Raw genomic sequence first — 16,159 nt, 5'->3', positions numbered from 1 at the left:
CCGCCGATTACGACGAGTGGTCCGCCGCCGCTTTCATGTAAGGTTTGGGCCTCACACCGGGGGTGTCCGGGCGGCGCCGCCGCGGCGAGACCGCCGCGCAACGGGCGTGAAACCCCGCGCCCGACTTACGCGGCGGGCCCCAGCCGCACCGGCAGCGCGACCGGGCCGACGGTGCTGATCTGCACCGTGTACTCGATATCTTTCGCGTCCACCGCCAAGCTCAGTTCGGGGTAGCGGGTGAACAGGGTGGCCAGCGCGATCCGGCTTTCCAGCCGGGCCAGGGGCGCGCCCAGGCAGAAATGCGGTCCGCGGCCGAAGAAGAGCTGGTCTTTGTGCTCACGGTCGATATCGAACACTTCGGGGTCCGGGTAGCGCAGCGGATCGCGGCCGATGCCGCCGTGCCACAGCGTCGGGCTGCCGGCCGGGATCGGCACACCGGCCACGGTCACATCGGTGAGCGGATACCGCATGAGCGCGCCCACCACCGAAGACCGGTAGCGCAGCGCCTCTTCCACCACATCGGCCCAGCGGTTCTCCGCCTGAGCACGGGCGAGTTGTTCCGGGAACTCCCGCAGGGCCACCACCGCGTTGCCGAGCAGATGCACTGTGGTCTCGTGCCCGGCGACGATCACCAGCCACAGCATGCTGATGAGTTCCGCGTCGGTGAGCTCGTTCTCCTCGTTGGCCGCCAGTAGCGCCGAGGTGAGGTCGTCACCGGGTTCGGCGCGTTTGCGCTGCAGCAACTCGGCGAAGTACCCGCCCATCGCCGCCATGGCCGCCTGCGCTTCTTCGCCGGTGCTGGTGGCCGAGACAATGGCCAGCGTCCAGTTCTTCAGTTGCGGCTGCTCATCGGTCGGCACCCCGAACAGTTCGCAGATCACCCGGACCGGCAACGGGGTGGTGTAGTTCGCGATGAGGTCGATCTCGTCCCCGGCCGGGAAGTTGCCGATCAGTTCGTCGGCAATTCGCTGAATCTGCGGTTCCAGGGCCGCGATCCGCGCCGGGGTGAACGCCTTGTTGATCGTCTGCCGCAGCCGGCGGTGCTCGGCGCCGTCCTGGTTGAGCATATGCTCGGCATCGGTGAGCGCCCGCAACGGCCAGTCGGCGGGAATGGTGCCGTCCCGCAGCGCCGGGCAGTGTGCCGGATGTTTACCGAAAACCTTGTCGTCGAGTACTTCGCTCACCGCGCGATGACTCACCGCGATCCATGCGGGTACCCCGCCGGGCAGTTCGATCGGCACGATCTCCCCCGCGCGCAGGATGCGCTCATGGGTTTCGAGGATGGACTCACCGGGTGTCGGCAGTTGGATGAGTTGCTCGGACATGTTGCCTCCCTGGGCGTTTCGGTCTACCGGGGGCAAGTGTGCGGCGCGGGCCCGGACCGCACAAACGCTGCCGGACTTTCTGCCGCCAACCGATATTCCCGCGCACCGAAACGTAAGAACCACAGCGGGATACGTGCCGGAACCGGCGGGTCGGCCGCGATACGGAACCGCGGAGATTCGACTCATTCCGCCTGTTTCAGGACCCGCACATCGTGGGAGGTACCCGCGGCGGCCGGGCGGGCGTTGTCGATGGTGAAAGTGACCTTGTCCGGGCGGTAGCGATCGTCGCCGTATTCGACCGGTTCGCCGGCCGCCGTCGAGGTGCGGCGCCGTTCCCGCAGCAGCGGGGATCCCGGGGCAATACCCAGCAACGTCGCATCGTGTGGGTCGGCGGCCAGCGCGTCGATGGTGTGCCGCGCCGAATGCAAGTCGACGCCCTGCCGGGCGAGGTGGGCGTAGATCGATGAGGTGTCGGGGTCGAAATCGAACAGCAGCCGGCCTACCGGTTCCACGAAGGTGGCACGTTCCAGCATGACGGGTTCGCCGTCGAGCGAACGAACTCGCAGCACTTCGACCACCGGCGTACCTTCGCCGATCCCCAACTCGGCGGCCGCGGCCGCGCCCGCTCCGCGCCGCGCGACCTCCACCGTATGCTGACCCGGCGTTCTCCCGATCCGCTCAGCCCAGGCGGTGAACGACAGCATGCTTTCGAACGGCTGCCCGAGCGCGGTGTCACGCACCACGGGCGGGCGACCTTGTCCGCCGGCGATCAGCCCTTCGCGCCGGAGGGTCGCCAGCGCGGTGCGGACGGTGCCGCGGGACGCACCGAACTCCGCGCACAGCCGCGCCTCCGACGGCAACGACGCCCCGGGCGGAAGGGCACCGCGCTGGATCCGTTCCCGGAGTTCGGCGGAAACGCGGGCGTGCAGCGGTACGGCCACATCGTCCTCTCGGTCGCAGCTGGAATCGCAACTTGATCGGACAAGTATACGATTCCGGCCGCGCCCGCCCAGCGGAAACGGCATTATCCTGGTAAAACTATGGATGAACTTATATAGACAAGTTGTGCGCGGAGCTTGAGCAGCGACAGCCTCCTTGCGACCATTCCTGGCATGACAGCCGCCCCGCCACCCGCATCACCCACCCTGCCGGCCCAACCGGTCGACCTCGCCGTCGTCGGCGCCGGCATCGTCGGCCTCGCCCATGCCGTCGACGCGGTCGAGCGAGGGTTGCGAGTAGCGGTCGTCGAACGCGACGCCCGCGCGGTCGGCGCGTCGATCCGAAACTTCGGCCATCTCTGCGCCACCCCGCAGACCGGCACCGCCCTCGACTACGCCATGGCCGCCCGCGAGAGATGGCTGAGCCTCTCGGAGAAAGCCGGTTTCGAGATCGTCCGCGCCGGCACCCTGGTCGTGGCCCGCAGCACCGCCGAGATGGGAGTCCTCGAGGAATTCGCCGCCGAACGCGGCCGCGACCAGGTGCGCCTGCTCGACCGCGCCGGTGTCGAGCAATCGTTGCCCACCGCCCACCCCGGCAGCGAAATACTCGGCGGCGCGCACCTACCGCTGGACCTGCGGGTCGACCCCCGGGCTGCCGTTCCCGCGCTCGCGAACTGGCTCGCCGCCAACGGTGTCGATTTCCACTGGCACACCCATGCCGGCGCCATCTCCCCCGGCATCGTCCACACTTCCCGCGGCGACCTGCCCGCGACGGCGATCGTGCACGCCTCCGGCCACGATATCGACCGCCTGTTCCCCGCCCTCGCCGAGGAGTACGAGGTCCGCCGCTGCAAACTGCACATGCTGGAAGCCGACCCGCCCGGCGACATCCGTATCGCCCCCGCCGTCCTCACCGGTTACTCGATGCTCCGCTACGGGGGCCTCGCCACCACCGAATCGGCCGCCGAGGTTCGCCGTGAAATCACCGCCCGCGCACCGGAAACCCTCGAGGTGGTGATGAACCTGATGTTCACCCAGCGCCCCGACGGCGCCATCGTCCTGGGCGACACCCACCACTACAGCCGCACCCATCTCCCCTTCGACGAGGAGTCGGTGACGGATCTGGTACTGCGCGAGGGCGCTCGCCTGTTCGGCGTCGACCGGCTCACCGTCCGCCGCCGCTGGCGCGGAATCTACGCCGATTCCCCGAAAACCGATTTCCTCGTCGCCACCCCCGCATCGGGGGTTCGGGTCGTCTCGGTGACCTCCGGTATCGGCATGACGACCGCCCTGGGACTCGCACCCACTGTCCTCGACGATCTGCTCTGAACCTCGCGGCCCACCCCCGGATGGACACGGAGATCCATGTGCTGAACGTCGAGTCGGTCGGCTGTGCGCCCCGGCAGCCGACGATCCGGTCCGGCAGCAGAGACGACAATCGACGCTGCCGAGGCCGTCCCGGCCTCGGATAGGTCAGCCGGCCGCCGTAGTGATCGCAGCCGCGACCTGGTCCGGGCGAGACACCAGCGAAGCATGCGACGCCTCGAGTTCGCTCGTCTGCGCACCCATCCGGCCCGCCATGAACCGCTGCGACGACGGCGGGATGACCCGGTCCTGCGCCGACACCAGATACCAGCTCGGCACCCCCGCCCACGACGGCGGGCCGGAGGGTTCCAGATTCGCGGCAATCGCGATCGACTGCTGATGCGCGATCATCTGGGCGGCGGTGGCATCGTCGACATCCTGGGCGAACACCTCGTGGAAACGATCCGGGGCGATATAACCGTCGAGGTTGCGGCCCATCGGCCCCTGCGGGTCGTCGACCAGTTCCACCTGCAATGTCGGCGGCAGCAGCTGACTGCCCGGGAACCGGATCGGGTCCAGTGCCAGCTGCGCGATCTCACCCTGCGTCGGCGCGAACGCCGCCACGTACACCAGCGACACGACATCCGGGTCGTGCACATTGCTGATAACGAATCCCCCGTACGAATGCCCGGCCAGCACCACCGGCCCCTCGACGGTGTCGAGAACCGATTGGATAGCCGCCGCGTCGTGCGCGGGCCCACGCAACGGGTTGTCGGGCGTCAGCACCCGGTACCCCTGTCCGCGCAGCCGCTGAGCCACCCCGTCCCAGCCGGTGGAATCGGCGAAGGCGCCGTGCACCAGCACCACGGTCGGCAACGACTGGGCGGCCGCGGGAATCGCACCCCCCAGCGCCGCGGTCAACGCAACGATCACAGCGAACAACGCAACACGCACAGCGCGGAATGTGGTCATGGTTTCCCTGTCCGGTCTCGATCGGTTTCGCACGAATTCGAGCAACTGGACGCCGAGAAATCCGGCGCCGCACAGGTGACACGGCCACTGATTCTAGCCCCGCCCGGACACCGGCACGGGATATCCGGCGGCCGCGCGGTCGAGGAGCCGTCGGCGATCGCCGGGCTGCCCGCGGAACGACTGCCGGGACCACGGACTCACCCGAGCTCGGATACCTCACGACCCCCTTCGACCAGATACCGCCCCGCCTGGAACGCGGCAGGTCGCAGCACCTGATACACCGCCCCCGACTCCGTCACCGCACTGTCGACCAGCGTGAACCCCGACGCCGGCGAATGCTCGTCGAACAACCGTTTCCCCGGCCCGACCACCACCGGGAACACCATCAGCCGATATTCGTCGATCAACCCCGCCTCGTGCAGTGTGCGCACCAACTGCCAGCTCCCGTGTACCTGCAGTTCCCCACCCGGACGTTCTTTCAACGCCCGCACCCGCCCGACGACGTCCCTGCCGATCACCCTCGAGTTCTGCCACTCCGGCTCGGCGAGCGTGGCCGAAACGATATGTTTCGGCAACCGGTTCAGCTTCGTCGCCACGATATCGCCGGGGTCGGTGACCTGCGACCAGTACTCGAACATCATGTCGTAGGTCCGGCGACCGAGCAGGAACTCCTCCACCTGCTCGAACCACCCGCCGACGATCCGCCCGAAATCCTCGTCCGCGGTGAACGGCACCTGCCACCCACCACGCTCGAACCCATCACTGGTGTCCTCGTCGGGAGCCCCCGGCCCCTGCATCACGCCGTCCAGGGTCAGGAATTCGTGCACCATGAGTTTCATTTCACTGCGTCCTTTCGCGTCGGCCGGTTGGTGGTTATGACCGGTCCAGGCAGCGAAAATCATCTGTTTCCGTCCCAGTCGAGCGCAGGTCAGCCCTCATAAGGGAGCTGGACAGGCCTACCGGTACAACAAGTTCAGCGGTTGTAGGGATCGTCCGCGTAAGCCTCAGCGGTGGCGTCCTGATCTGCCCGGAATACCGCGAGGTCCATATCCGCGGTGGTCCTCGGCATCGCCGCGAACTCGTCGCGGGAGACGAAGCGACGGCGGCGGTGCGAGGGAACGAGCTGGTCGATCTCGTGACCGTCACGGGTGACGATAAAGGTCTGTCCGGTCTGGACGACATCCAGAATCTCTCGGGACCTGCTTTCCAGGTCCCGGTGCGTGATCTCGGGATCACTCATGAGAGCGATGATATGTCAGCGCGCAGCCGGGCTACACAGGGTCACACCAACGGCAGGGCGCGAAGTTGCCACTCGACCCCAAACACGAGTCAACACTCACCGGTGCGCATGCGCCCCGGTCACATGCTCGAGAATGATCGTGCGAGCAGTAGCCCAGGCAGGGGAATCGATATCACCGAAATCCGCATGCCCGGCCCCGTCCAGCATCGCCAACCGCGCCGGATCACCCGCCGCCTGCGCGGCCCGCACATACGACCGCGACTGCACCGGATCCACCACTGTATCGGCCGTCCCGTGTACCGCGACCACCGGAATCCCTACCGGCAGATGCCTGATCGGCGACCCCACCGCATACCGCCCGGGCTGTTCCGACGGCGCCCCACCGAGCAACCCGCCGACGAACTCGTCATGCCCCTTACGCACCGCGAGCGCAAGGTCGAACACCCCGGCCATGATGGTCGCACTCCGCGGACGCACCCGCGGCTGCGCGCCGGGCGCCCCGGGCCCGAGCGTATGCCGCCCCGCGATCCACGCCGCCAAATGCCCACCGGCCGAATGCCCGGCCAGATGCACCCGCCCGAGGTCCAGCCGTCCACCTGCCGCCTGCTGGACGACAGTCGCGACGGATTCGGTGGCATCGTCCGCATCGGCCAGCGTCGCCGGCCAGCCGCCCTCCCCCGTCACCCGCCGATACTCGATATTCCAGACCGCGACCCCGGACTCGGCCAGCGACGCCGCCAACGGTTCGAAATATCCGAGATCATGATCCTCGAGCCACCCACCCCCATGCACCATCACCACCACCGGATACGGCCCTTCGCCTTCCGGTAGATGCAGGATCCCGTAATTGTCGGGATGCTCTCCATAAGCGACTTTCATCGTGTCCGCCACAGTGTGGGCCAGGGGCGGCTCCGCACTTTCCCGCCCGCACGCCGTCCCGGATACCGCTACCGACGCCACGACGGCAACACCTGCCGCCACCCTCGACAGTCCACGCAAGATTCGCCTCCTGCGGTTCGCCATGACCCGTCGCAACGGACCTGCTCAGCACACGATCGACAGGCCGACACCCTACGCGCTCTATCCCAGCGCCTGGCGCAACCACGCACGACAGCCCAGCGGCCCGCACCGATCGGACTGGATCCGACGGAGACGCAGCTTCTCGGCTCAACTCGCCGGAACCATGTCGAACCACAGGCATAAACCGGTCGAGACTGCGACTATTAGCTCTGTGTTATATTTGCCCCGTGGCCTGGGAAATCGTGCTGCTGGAACCGGTCGACGACTGGTATATGAAACTCTGCGTTTCCGATCCCACGACTGCTAGCCAGATCGAACAGGCGCTCGACCGACTATCGGTCGTCGGACCAGCGCTCGGGCGTCCGCTGGTCGATACCCTCGAGCACAGCCGGCTCCGCAATCTGAAGGAACTCCGGCCGGGTTCTTGCGGCAGCTCGGAGATCCGCATGCTGTTCGTGTTCGATCCCGACCGCGAGGCCATAGTCCTCGTAGCGGGCGACAAAGCCGGTCGATGGTCACGTTGGTACGACAGCGCAATTCCGTTGGCGGAAGAACGATACGCCGACTATCGCGCCGAGAAGAAGGAGAAGCCATGAGCCCCGCACGTAATTGGCGTGAGGTCAAGGCAGACGCCCACCGCCTTCAGCCGGAGATGGACAACCCCGAGGTCCGGGCCGCGGCCTCCGCTCGACTCGATGCCTACGTCGCAGGTCATCATCTGAAGGAACTGCGCAAGTCAGTGGGCAAATCCCAGGCCGAAGTCGCAGCCGCACTCGGAGTCTCGCAGTCCCGGGTGTCGCAGATCGAGAACGGTGACCTGTCGGCGATGGAATTGGACACTCTCCGCGGGTACGCACGTGCACTTGGCGGCCATGTCGATATCACCGTCAGCGTCGGACCGCACAGCATCAAAGTCGCGTAACCGCCGATGTAACCAAAGCCGCTGGGGGCGGGGGCGATTGGCAGCGCCCGTCAGTCAAGACTTCGCGCTGAGCGAGCCCGGTCTCCGGTACCGGATCGGCACGGCCCGTAATGTCTCGACCATGAGCGCTGGCAAGTCGGTTCGTCTTTTCCTGGCGGACGGCACGTGGGCTACAGGTCTATATCGGTGAAGGCGACATGGTTGGGCGCCGTCTGGTTCAGCACGCCCGGCCGGACGACCAGAGAGGAAAAGATTTCTGGGAGCGAGCCATCGTGTGAAAAGGATAGGACGCTCGTCCAATCGCCCGACGGAGAGTCGTTGTATTTCGCTCGGGACAGTGTGTTCGCGAGTCCGAGTGCAGCCGCGGCTGTCGTGACCGGCCGGGCCGCCAATGGCCGCAAGACGTGGATGGTTCAGGGCAGCCGCAAGACTTATGGGGAGTGGGAAACCGAGGGAATCGAGGAAGCGATACCGGACGAGAATCTCTGAATCACCCACAGTGTCAAGCCTTCGGAATGTGCCCGGTCGCGATCAGAAGGCGAAGCACGATCGCGTCCGCAAGTCCGGGGGCAACACCGTCGCTTTCAGCGACTGGTTCCACAACGAGTACTTCGAGGGGGGTGCCGATGACGCAGGCCTTTCCGCACGGCAAGCGCGTGACCCGGGGCCAGTGCCACTGGGAACAGACACCGGACGCCGAAGAAAACCTGAGGGAGCTGCGGGCTCGGGACCCCTTCGCATACGGCAACCTGAAGGGGCAGATCGAGGAATCCGAGCACGGCGGACTGGGGCGGAGTCGCTACCGGGAACCGCAGGACTATCGCTGCCCACTCGACTTCGCACCACAGGACGAACCGGATCCACCGTGGCTGGGCGAGCTGAAGACCTCCGGGAGGGGCGGAAAGGTGGAATGGCGCCTGTACTTCGGGGAGCCGATCAACCGCCAAGACCACGTTGTGGGCGTGACGTTGCGTGACAGCAAGCTGAGCCGCCTCCGTCCCTTACAAAACCGTGAGCGACAACGCCGGGATATCAAACAGGCCATGCGGTACCTGAAGAGGTACTTCGTCGAGCACGGATACACCTGGGCACCGTTTCCACGGCGATGATCGGCCTTGACGCCGTCACATGACTCATATGTTGCGCTATAATGCAACATATGAGGATCCGCCGGAAAAGGACGCAACCCCTGGACTTGACAAGTGCAAGTCATGTCAGGAATGCGATGGATCTGACCCAGACTCGGCGCCGCTTGTTCAATGACCTGATCGGTATCCGCACGAAACGGGGAATCAGCCAGGCTCAGGTAGCCGAGGCGATCGGCATCAACCGGTCCGGAATCAGCAGGTTCGAATCCGATATCGAGGGCAGCAACCCCACTATGGACATAGTCTTGCGCTACGCACACGCCGTCGGAGCCGCGATCGATATTCACGTCGAAACCGTCGAAGACCACCAGGCCCGGCGTAGCGCCCGCTCCACCCTCGGCGAGTATGCCTGGCGCATCCCGGCCCGAACCTTGCGCAAGCCGGGCTTCGTTCCCGCCGACACACTCGACGACGAACCGATGACCATCCGGCTCGACGAAGCGCCCGACACCCTGGTTACCGATGAGCGATAAGCGCCGCACAGGCGGAAGTAAGGATTCTGCCCCCACATCGTTCGCCGCTCGCCTGGACAGAGTGGAGACATGGTCGGCCCTCGGACAACGATGGGAGACCCCGGACGACATACCCGAATGGGCGGCAGGAGCCGAGAACGAACTGACCGTAGCCCTGGGTGGACAACCGAATAGCCAGATCGCGGCGTCGGTAGACCTCCTCGTCCGGGATGAGCATCCACGTGCTATCCGGGTCGAGATCGTCGCATTCTACGAACTCGCCGTCGTTGCGGCCGGGGCGCCTGTCCCCACCGAGGGGAATATCGATGATACGAGCGCTTTTCTTCGAGATCTCCCGAACAGTGCCGGCACGAAGATAGTCAACCGTGCCCTCCGCGATATCGCACCCTATCTACGTGAAGCTGTGCACAGCATCTCGGCGCGGGTCCTTCCCGAACATCCCGTGCTCCTGCCTGATGCGCATGAGCTGTCCGAGAGTTCGCTCAAACCTCACGAACAACCGGATGCCTGACGTCGTCGTCAAGCAGACCAACGCAGCGACGAGCTCATCCGTCATCGAGAAAATGGGGCCCGGTTACCGTCACCGGCACAACGGAACCATTCGCATCGAGACAGTTCTCGTGAATTCCAGACGGGAGCCTTACCTACCAGGTATGCACGAATGTCCCGTGTCTGTTGGGAGTCTGCCGCCACAACAGGCGGACGGACGACCGCGCGCGTTCAGTCGGCGTTTCGATACGCGGTGAGGGTCTGTTTGACGGCGTGGGTCACGGGGGGTTCTTCGGTGAGTGGGGTCCAGGTGTAGGCGTCATGTTCGGTGAGCCGGATGGGTTCGAAGGCGGCGCAGTGGACGGTGAAGTTGAATTGGCGGCTGCGTTTTCCGCTGCCGGAGCGGTAGTCGAAGCTGTCGATGTAGCGGCCGATGCCGGTGACCCGGAGACCGGTTTCCTCTTCGACTTCGCGGGCGAGGGCTTGGTCGAGGTTTTCGCCGGGGTCGACTTTGCCGCTGGGCAGTTCCCAGATGCCGCCCATGAAGTCGTTGCCGGGGCGGCGCAGCAGCAGGATACATCCGTCGTGTTCGACGACCGCGCCGACGACGAGTTGCTGGACGCCGTCGCGTTCGGCTTCAGTGGCGAGATCTTCGATACGGCTCGTCATAGGTTCACCCTTTCAGGTGGTCGGCGTGGTGGATGACTTTTTCGAAGGCGTCGAGGTAGCGGTCGACGAGGGGGAGGTCGTGTTCGCGGTGCCACACAGGGAGCTTGAGGGTGTGGTGGTGCAGGCGTTCGGCGCGCGGGAAATCTCCCGGTCGATAGGAGAATTCACCCGCGTAATCGGGGAAGAGGGTACCGGGTGTCTGGAAGAGCTCCAGCAGGTTGAGCGGACAGGTGGAACCCGGTCGGCCGATTTCGCGGCAGCCTTCGGCCCGTAGCGCTTGGTGGATGCGTTCGACGGGGATTCCGCCGAGTTCCTCGGGCCGTTATTCCAGAGCCATCCCGTACCAGGAGGGGCCGAATAGACCCCGATCCGCGGGCGTTACCGATTCGGCTGAACGCGATTCATGATCTCGGCGGGATCCACCGCCTTGACGAATGACTCCATCCGGTCACCGGACGCCGGGAGATAGGAACGATACTCGGCGACCGCGAACACGTAGGTCCAGGCGTAAAGCCGGTTTTCGTCGAGCAGCGGGTGCGCGCGGAGCTCGCCCAGCCGATCCGGAATCGATACCGGCCCGTCCTGGATCGCCACCCACAGCCCCGCCTCGGCATTGATATCCCCCACCGCCCCGAGCGGATCGATCGTGTACCAACTACCCGGCCCTTGGAGAATATTCTTCGCCTGCAGGTCCGCATGCAGAACATGCCGCCCGATTCCGGTGCTGAGCAGCAGCTCGAGCATTCGCTCTGCCCGCGCCAGATGTGTCGTGGCCCCGAACCGTTCCATGGCATCGGCATAGCGTTCGTCAGCGAAACGTTCGCGCGCCCAGTCGATGCGCATCCAGACAATATCGGCGAGATCCTTCAGCTTCGACGGCTCGGGTAGCCCGGGAGGATTCAGCCTGCTCAGCAGCTCGCCGAGTTGCTTCGAATCGCCGGCACCGTGCACGGGCCAGGCAATCTCACCCGGCACGATCCGGGACATCAGGAAAACACCCGAGTCCTCGTCAGCGTTAAGGATGTCCGGCGTCGCCCCCGATGCCGACCAGCGATCAAGCATGGCCATCTCGGTGGTCCCGGACTGCTGGTCGACGGGAATCTTCAGCACCGCAGCCGTTCCGTCAGCAGTGACCGAATACACGCAGCACGACATGGCTCCGCTGTCAGCGATGCTCTCCAACCGTAGACCCCATCGGGCGGCGTAGCTCGCGATCCGATCCGGTAGCGCATCGAGCCACACCCGGCCGTTTTCTTCACCCCGGAGAAAGATGATCGCCTTTTCGAGCCGCTCGGGAGCGAGAGGCACTGTCATCGCGGGCGAGCTTCGATTCCGGTCAGCGATCATCGCCGGTCCATGACAGCGCCGCCGTGAGGCACACCAGCGCGAGCGCCAAGACAAGCAGCAGGAGATCCCAGACCGACATCAGCTCCCTCCGGGTTCCACAGCCGGCCAGCGAAAACCGCGTGGATAGAGCTGCATCGGGGTGACGAGCGCGGCCAGGTCGGTGACCAAGCTCCGGATAGCTTCGGCATGCTGGAAGCCCGGTACGACCACAGCTTCGGCGTCGTGTTCGCAAATATGCTGAGCAACGATGAGCCCCGACAGAACCGGGCCGGTATCGGCGATCACCGTGAACACGAGCCGGTAGCCGTGCCGCTCGGCAAGCTCATGAAGATCCGCCCCGGATCCGGGCAGATCGCGTCGAACGTAGGCAATGGCCGCCCGACGGCGGGCAGCATGAACAAATGCAGACACGGGTGTGCCCTCCTCAGGGGTGTGGGTGAATCGGACCCGGACTCGATGAGCGCCCGCTGGAAGCAGCTGCAGCGAAACGTTTTCGGAGCTCGTGCCGGGGTCGACTTCCAGGGAACCCCTACGGCAAGACCGAGCGCAAGGTTCCAACTAAAACGTTTCGGACAAAGCGTCCACGGTTTCGTCTGGCGTGCGATTCTGGTTTCAGTTGAAACCGCCAGGAGGGGCGATGACCGTTGGGGCGACACTTCCGCGACGACTGCTTGGCAGACAGTTGGCGGAGCTACGGGAGCAAGCTGGGATCACAATGGCTGCCGCAGCAGCCGCCATTGCGGTCGGGAAGTCGACGCTGTGGAGGATCGAAACCGGGCAGCAGGTTCGGCTCAACCCGGTGCTACTGGAACGGCTCTGTCAGCTGTACGGCGCAGCGCCGGAGGTGACCTCGGCCCTACTCGGGCTCATCGAGGAGACCAAGACCAACGGCTGGTGGTGTGCCTTCACCGATACCATCCCGAAGGATTTCGGCCTGTTCGTCGGCCTGGAGGACTCCGCGAACCGGCTCACCTCGTACCAGACAACCTTCCTGCCGGGGCTGCTGCACACTCCCGAGTACCGGCGCGCGCTGATCTGGCTGGAACTGCCCAACGCGCCCGCCGACGAGGTCGAACGAACGCTGGCCGGCGGACTCCAGCGTCAAGCGCGGCTCACCGACGACCGAAATCCGTTGGACATGGACGTACTGATCGACGAATCCGTGCTGCGCCGGGTTACCGGCAGTACTTCGGTCATGGCCGAACAGCTGCGACATCTCGACGCGGTCAGTCAACGGCCCAACGTCTCGATCCGGGTTGTGCCCGCCGCGATCGGCACGTACAAGGGGCTGATCGTCGGGTCGTTCGTGCTACTGGAGTTCCCCCGCCACCCGAAGGCCGACCTCAGTACGCCACCCGTGGTGTACGTGCAGGGCTACACCGGGGACCTATATCTTGAGAAGCCCTCCGAGATCGCCCAGTATCGTGAAGTCCGTGCCGAGATCGGGCGCCGAGCCCTGGACAACAAGGACAGCCGGGCCCTGATCCGGGAGATCGCAGAGGAGTACGAAAGTGCATGACCTATCCAGCGTGAACTGGTTCAAAAGCAGCTACAGCACCGGAACGAAGGATTGCGTCGAGATCGCGCACTTGGACGATGGAGCGGTAGGAGTTCGTGATTCCAAGAACCCGGGAGCTGGGGTCCTCGTCATCTCGCCCACTGAATGGAAGGCATTCGTCGCGGCCACTAAGAGGCGCTGACGAGGAGATATCTGGCCTCTGTGGACCCGCGGGTTCTCGGCGACCTCCGTTCCGGTGGCAGCAATCCGAGCAAGACACGGCGTCGCGGGCAACCCGACCGGCGTTCGGGGCGTCTGCTCTTACCAAGTAGGGCATCAGCACTGGCGAGGGCAGCTGGTTAGGTTGTGATCGCGTGTGACCGGCCGTGCGGACTCGATCAACTAGCCACGGCGATCTCCTACCGCCGCACTCCTGCCCCATCGGCAACCGCGGTCCACAACACAGGCGAAGGCTTGAATCAGCAGGGCCATGGCGCCCAGCTGGAACCAACGTTCGGCGGAACTTGAGCGATTGGGCCCAGCGAGCGCTAATGACCGTAAGTCTCTGTGCTACTACCGGATCGGGTACGCTCCTACATCGTGACTGCCGGGGGATACGACTCCAGACTCCAGATCAAATGCCTGAGAAGCGCCATCAAACGCGATTACCTCCACCATATTCACAGAGATGGTCAAGAAAACGACAAACAACTGTTATCTCGCGGGATTGCCGCGATGGCTGTGCGGGTCCTGACAGGCCTCGATATTCCGGAGGCGGTTAACTGCGGAACGGACGGAAGCCAGGACGATGGCATCGATGCCATCGCCCTGGACCCGGACGGCAGAAAGATCTACGTGGTTCAAGCGAAATGGCATGGCGCCGGCAACAAAGTCATCGACGTTGGCGAAGCACACAAGGTTATTGACGGTGTAGAGTCGCTGTTGGCGGGAAGGCTCCATCCCGAGAACAAGCGCGGAACGGCCATACTCGAGCAGCTGCATCACACCCTAAACACCCCGGAAGTTACCGTGGTGATTGTAATTGCCGCGACTTCCGACCGAGACATCGACTCCAGCGTCAACGCAGTTATTCGAAGACGACTTTCCGACAAAGAAACCGTGACAACCCGGCAGTTGCGTTTAAGCGACCTATATCGTCAAGTCGTCGTTGATTCCGAAACTCCAGCACCCACCGTCGAAGCACGACTTCATGAATGGAGAGAATTCGGATCCCCCTATAAGGCGCTCTATGGAAGGATTTCGGCCAGTGCCTTGGCTCGATGGTACGAGCTACATGGCACCGAGCTGTTCGCCGACAACATTCGGACATCGCTCGGAACCACTGAAATCAACGAGCAGATATATAGAACGTTAGTTCAGGAACCTCAAAAGTTCTGGTATCTCAATAACGGCGTCACAATTCTCTGCGAGAACTGGCCGAAGGCACCGGGAACTTCCGGCGAAGGAACACTATTTCGTTTCGACGGGGTTAGCATTGTCAACGGCGCCCAGACAGTAACGCAAGCGCACCGCGCGTGGAAAGAACGGCCCGATGCTGTCGCTGAGGCACGCGTTTCTGTTCGCTTCATTGCCCTGGCCGAATCTCCCGAAGGTCTCGGCCCTACAGTCACATATACGGCAAACTCACAGAACAGGGTGTACCCAAAGGACTACCTTGCATTAGATCCTGAACAGGTTCGGCTGCAGAAAGAATTCCGGCTTGCCTACGATAGCTCGTATCGACTCCGCAGTACCGATTTCGTGCCACTCGGTGAGTATGGATTCTCAGTCGAGGAGGCTGTTTCCGCTCAGGCGTGCTCAATTTCTGTGGAACTTTCGCGCCTCGCAAAGACAGCAATGAGCCAACTTTGGGAGTCGACAACATCAGCGCCTTACACCCAATTGTTCGATTGGCGTACATCTGCGCCAGAGGTGCGGCGCAAGATACAAGTGCTTCGCGTTGTGGATGAGGTACTGGATAGCATCGACTCCTCGGGCGACGAAATGAAGAAGGCGGTCGCAGTTCACGGCAACCGGCTCATCGCACATGCCGTATTCAAAAGCCTTGATACATCCAAGATCGCCCACATAGATGTCGATTGGTCACCCGAGCTCGGGAAGGCAAATCGCATTACCAGCCTAATTTTACAAACGCTGACCAACCATGTGTACAGCTATCTCGATAAGCAATATACACCTGTGAACGACCAACAGAGGATCGCAAAACTACTACTGCAACAGATATCCGCGGAGCGGCTTCTGAAACAAACACTTCGGAGCATGGATCAACCAGAACCAGATATTTCACGCCTCCGACCTTTATTTAAGAAGCCAGCTTCTGAACCCACATTCATATTGGATACCCGGGGAGTTTTTGCACGCGGTTACCGATGCAGTGGCGGTTTCCTCGTCCAAAAGGGTTCAATCGCGTCCAGTGAAAATACCCCCTCATTGGCGCCCCGCTATCGCGACACACGACAGAACTTCATAGACACACTTGTACTGATCCCCGGTGACCCTGGTCGATTCATTCTAACTAGGGATGAGCTGTTCGACTCCCCATCGGACGCTGCCAACGTGATGAAAGGTGTGCAATCAAATGGCACCCTGGATTGGAGGACACGCAACGACCACACCTACCGAGATTACATTAAATCGATCACACCTCCAAAAACTTCATCAGGCAACGAAGAATAGTTGAACTCGGGCTGCCCGGATTCACGGGAAACCTAGCCGGTCAACCCCTATGGGCGGTTTCAGTTATGAACAAATGCCAGCTCACAGCCGGGCCAGGATTACTCGACTGCCTGCAC

General features: G+C 63.6%; 20 protein-coding genes. 11 read left to right on the top strand and 9 right to left on the bottom strand.

All coding sequences use genetic code 11. From position 1 onward, the window contains the following. Positions 1-125 precede the first annotated feature (125 nt). Both QH195_RS31230 and QH195_RS31225 read right to left on the bottom strand, forming a co-directional pair. Positions 126-1,325 carry a cytochrome P450 family protein gene (locus QH195_RS31230; protein WP_280438020.1) on the bottom strand — a complete coding sequence of 400 codons (1,200 nt, stop codon included), beginning with the start codon at positions 1,323-1,325 and terminating at the stop codon, positions 126-128. 182 nt (positions 1,326-1,507) lie between these two features. Continuing rightward, positions 1,508-2,266, bottom strand: a complete 759-nt coding sequence (locus QH195_RS31225) for a GntR family transcriptional regulator (protein ID WP_280438019.1) — start codon at positions 2,264-2,266, stop codon at positions 1,508-1,510. A gap of 171 nt (positions 2,267-2,437) precedes the next feature. On the opposite strand from QH195_RS31225, the gene QH195_RS31220 reads away from it, so the two are divergent. Continuing rightward, positions 2,438-3,592 (top strand): TIGR03364 family FAD-dependent oxidoreductase, encoded by a 1,155-nt coding sequence (locus QH195_RS31220; protein WP_280438018.1) that lies wholly within the window; start codon positions 2,438-2,440, stop codon positions 3,590-3,592. Between the two features lie 144 nt (positions 3,593-3,736). Here QH195_RS31220 and QH195_RS31215 read toward each other — a convergent pair whose 3' ends face one another. The 4 genes from QH195_RS31215 to QH195_RS31200 form a co-directional block, all read right to left on the bottom strand. Beyond that, positions 3,737-4,540 carry an alpha/beta fold hydrolase gene (locus QH195_RS31215; RefSeq protein ID WP_280438017.1) on the bottom strand — a complete coding sequence of 268 codons (804 nt, stop codon included), beginning with the start codon at positions 4,538-4,540 and terminating at the stop codon, positions 3,737-3,739. Positions 4,541-4,737: 197 nt separating this feature from the next. Next, positions 4,738-5,379, bottom strand: a complete 642-nt coding sequence (locus tag QH195_RS31210; protein ID WP_280438016.1) for a dihydrofolate reductase family protein — start codon at positions 5,377-5,379, stop codon at positions 4,738-4,740. 134 nt (positions 5,380-5,513) lie between these two features. After that, complete coding sequence (locus QH195_RS31205) at positions 5,514-5,780, bottom strand: type II toxin-antitoxin system Phd/YefM family antitoxin (RefSeq protein ID WP_280438015.1); 267 nt, start codon at positions 5,778-5,780, stop codon at positions 5,514-5,516. A 96-nt stretch (positions 5,781-5,876) separates the two neighbouring features. After that, complete coding sequence (locus QH195_RS31200; RefSeq protein ID WP_280438014.1) at positions 5,877-6,659, bottom strand: alpha/beta hydrolase family protein; 783 nt, start codon at positions 6,657-6,659, stop codon at positions 5,877-5,879. Between the two features lie 368 nt (positions 6,660-7,027). On the opposite strand from QH195_RS31200, the gene QH195_RS31195 reads away from it, so the two are divergent. The 6 genes from QH195_RS31195 to QH195_RS31170 all read left to right on the top strand — a co-directional run bounded on the left by QH195_RS31195 (position 7,028) and on the right by QH195_RS31170 (position 9,854). Beyond that, a complete protein-coding gene (locus QH195_RS31195; RefSeq protein WP_280438013.1) occupies positions 7,028-7,396 on the top strand; it encodes a type II toxin-antitoxin system RelE/ParE family toxin in 369 nt (122 codons plus the stop codon). After that, a complete protein-coding gene (locus QH195_RS31190) occupies positions 7,393-7,722 on the top strand; it encodes a helix-turn-helix domain-containing protein (RefSeq protein ID WP_280438012.1) in 330 nt (109 codons plus the stop codon). Before QH195_RS31195 ends, QH195_RS31190 begins: the two co-directional genes overlap by 4 nt. Positions 7,723-7,887: 165 nt before the next feature. After that, entirely contained in the window at positions 7,888-8,211 is a 324-nt protein-coding gene (locus QH195_RS31185) for a DUF4357 domain-containing protein (RefSeq protein ID WP_348537364.1), read from the top strand. A 137-nt stretch (positions 8,212-8,348) separates the two neighbouring features. Further along, positions 8,349-8,831 (top strand): hypothetical protein, encoded by a 483-nt coding sequence (locus QH195_RS31180; RefSeq protein ID WP_280426119.1) that lies wholly within the window; start codon positions 8,349-8,351, stop codon positions 8,829-8,831. Between the two features lie 116 nt (positions 8,832-8,947). Beyond that, the gene (locus QH195_RS31175) at positions 8,948-9,343 is read left to right on the top strand and encodes a helix-turn-helix transcriptional regulator (RefSeq protein ID WP_280438010.1); all 396 of its coding nucleotides are present in this window, start codon (positions 8,948-8,950) and stop codon (positions 9,341-9,343) included. After that, positions 9,333-9,854, top strand: coding sequence for a hypothetical protein (locus QH195_RS31170; protein WP_280438009.1), 522 nt, complete (start codon positions 9,333-9,335; stop codon positions 9,852-9,854). The genes QH195_RS31175 and QH195_RS31170 overlap by 11 nt, the downstream gene beginning before the upstream one ends. A 209-nt stretch (positions 9,855-10,063) precedes the next feature. On the opposite strand, the gene QH195_RS31165 is transcribed toward QH195_RS31170, so the two are convergent. After that, entirely contained in the window at positions 10,064-10,501 is a 438-nt protein-coding gene (locus QH195_RS31165; RefSeq protein WP_280438008.1) for an NUDIX domain-containing protein, read from the bottom strand. A gap of 25 nt (positions 10,502-10,526) precedes the next feature. Between QH195_RS31165 and QH195_RS31160 the strand changes: the two genes are divergently transcribed. Beyond that, positions 10,527-10,775: a hypothetical protein gene (locus tag QH195_RS31160; RefSeq protein WP_280438007.1), complete on the top strand. Its 249-nt coding sequence runs from the start codon at positions 10,527-10,529 to the stop codon at positions 10,773-10,775. 104 nt (positions 10,776-10,879) lie between these two features. On the opposite strand, the gene QH195_RS31155 is transcribed toward QH195_RS31160, so the two are convergent. Continuing rightward, positions 10,880-11,848 carry an aminoglycoside phosphotransferase family protein gene (locus tag QH195_RS31155; protein ID WP_280438006.1) on the bottom strand — a complete coding sequence of 323 codons (969 nt, stop codon included), beginning with the start codon at positions 11,846-11,848 and terminating at the stop codon, positions 10,880-10,882. 78 nt (positions 11,849-11,926) lie between these two features. Continuing rightward, complete coding sequence (locus QH195_RS31150) at positions 11,927-12,259, bottom strand: hypothetical protein (protein ID WP_280438005.1); 333 nt, start codon at positions 12,257-12,259, stop codon at positions 11,927-11,929. A gap of 226 nt (positions 12,260-12,485) precedes the next feature. On the opposite strand from QH195_RS31150, the gene QH195_RS31145 reads away from it, so the two are divergent. From QH195_RS31145 to QH195_RS31135, 3 genes are all read left to right on the top strand, one after another. After that, complete coding sequence (locus QH195_RS31145) at positions 12,486-13,367, top strand: helix-turn-helix domain-containing protein (protein ID WP_280438004.1); 882 nt, start codon at positions 12,486-12,488, stop codon at positions 13,365-13,367. Then, the gene (locus QH195_RS31140) at positions 13,360-13,548 is read left to right on the top strand and encodes a DUF397 domain-containing protein (protein WP_280438003.1); all 189 of its coding nucleotides are present in this window, start codon (positions 13,360-13,362) and stop codon (positions 13,546-13,548) included. Before QH195_RS31145 ends, QH195_RS31140 begins: the two co-directional genes overlap by 8 nt. Before the next feature lie 398 nt (positions 13,549-13,946). Then, entirely contained in the window at positions 13,947-16,043 is a 2,097-nt protein-coding gene (locus QH195_RS31135) for an AIPR family protein (RefSeq protein WP_280438002.1), read from the top strand. The last annotated feature ends 116 nt before the right edge of the window (positions 16,044-16,159 follow it).

The sequence above is a fragment of the Nocardia carnea genome (assembly GCF_029868855.1).
In the GTDB taxonomy this organism is placed as follows: Bacteria; Actinomycetota; Actinomycetes; order Mycobacteriales; family Mycobacteriaceae; genus Nocardia; species Nocardia carnea_A.
The sequence above is the reverse complement of the archived record's forward strand: the minus strand, read 5'-3'. Positions and strand labels throughout refer to the sequence as shown.

What these genes read in the sequence shown, in the direction of transcription:
- QH195_RS31230 (WP_280438020.1), bottom strand. Translation starts at nt 1,325, where the DNA reads ATGTCCGAGCAACTCATCCAACTGCCGACACCCGGTGAGTCCATCCTC.
- QH195_RS31220 (WP_280438018.1), top strand. Translation starts at nt 2,438, where the DNA reads ATGACAGCCGCCCCGCCACCCGCATCACCCACCCTGCCGGCCCAACCG.
- QH195_RS31215 (WP_280438017.1), bottom strand. Translation starts at nt 4,540, where the DNA reads ATGACCACATTCCGCGCTGTGCGTGTTGCGTTGTTCGCTGTGATCGTT.
- QH195_RS31210 (WP_280438016.1), bottom strand. Translation starts at nt 5,379, where the DNA reads ATGAAACTCATGGTGCACGAATTCCTGACCCTGGACGGCGTGATGCAG.
- QH195_RS31205 (WP_280438015.1), bottom strand. Translation starts at nt 5,780, where the DNA reads ATGAGTGATCCCGAGATCACGCACCGGGACCTGGAAAGCAGGTCCCGA.
- QH195_RS31200 (WP_280438014.1), bottom strand. Translation starts at nt 6,659, where the DNA reads ATGAAAGTCGCTTATGGAGAGCATCCCGACAATTACGGGATCCTGCAT.
- QH195_RS31190 (WP_280438012.1), top strand. Translation starts at nt 7,393, where the DNA reads ATGAGCCCCGCACGTAATTGGCGTGAGGTCAAGGCAGACGCCCACCGC.
- QH195_RS31180 (WP_280426119.1), top strand. Translation starts at nt 8,349, where the DNA reads ATGACGCAGGCCTTTCCGCACGGCAAGCGCGTGACCCGGGGCCAGTGC.
- QH195_RS31175 (WP_280438010.1), top strand. Translation starts at nt 8,948, where the DNA reads ATGGATCTGACCCAGACTCGGCGCCGCTTGTTCAATGACCTGATCGGT.
- QH195_RS31170 (WP_280438009.1), top strand. Translation starts at nt 9,333, where the DNA reads ATGAGCGATAAGCGCCGCACAGGCGGAAGTAAGGATTCTGCCCCCACA.
- QH195_RS31165 (WP_280438008.1), bottom strand. Translation starts at nt 10,501, where the DNA reads ATGACGAGCCGTATCGAAGATCTCGCCACTGAAGCCGAACGCGACGGC.
- QH195_RS31155 (WP_280438006.1), bottom strand. Translation starts at nt 11,848, where the DNA reads ATGATCGCTGACCGGAATCGAAGCTCGCCCGCGATGACAGTGCCTCTC.
- QH195_RS31145 (WP_280438004.1), top strand. Translation starts at nt 12,486, where the DNA reads ATGACCGTTGGGGCGACACTTCCGCGACGACTGCTTGGCAGACAGTTG.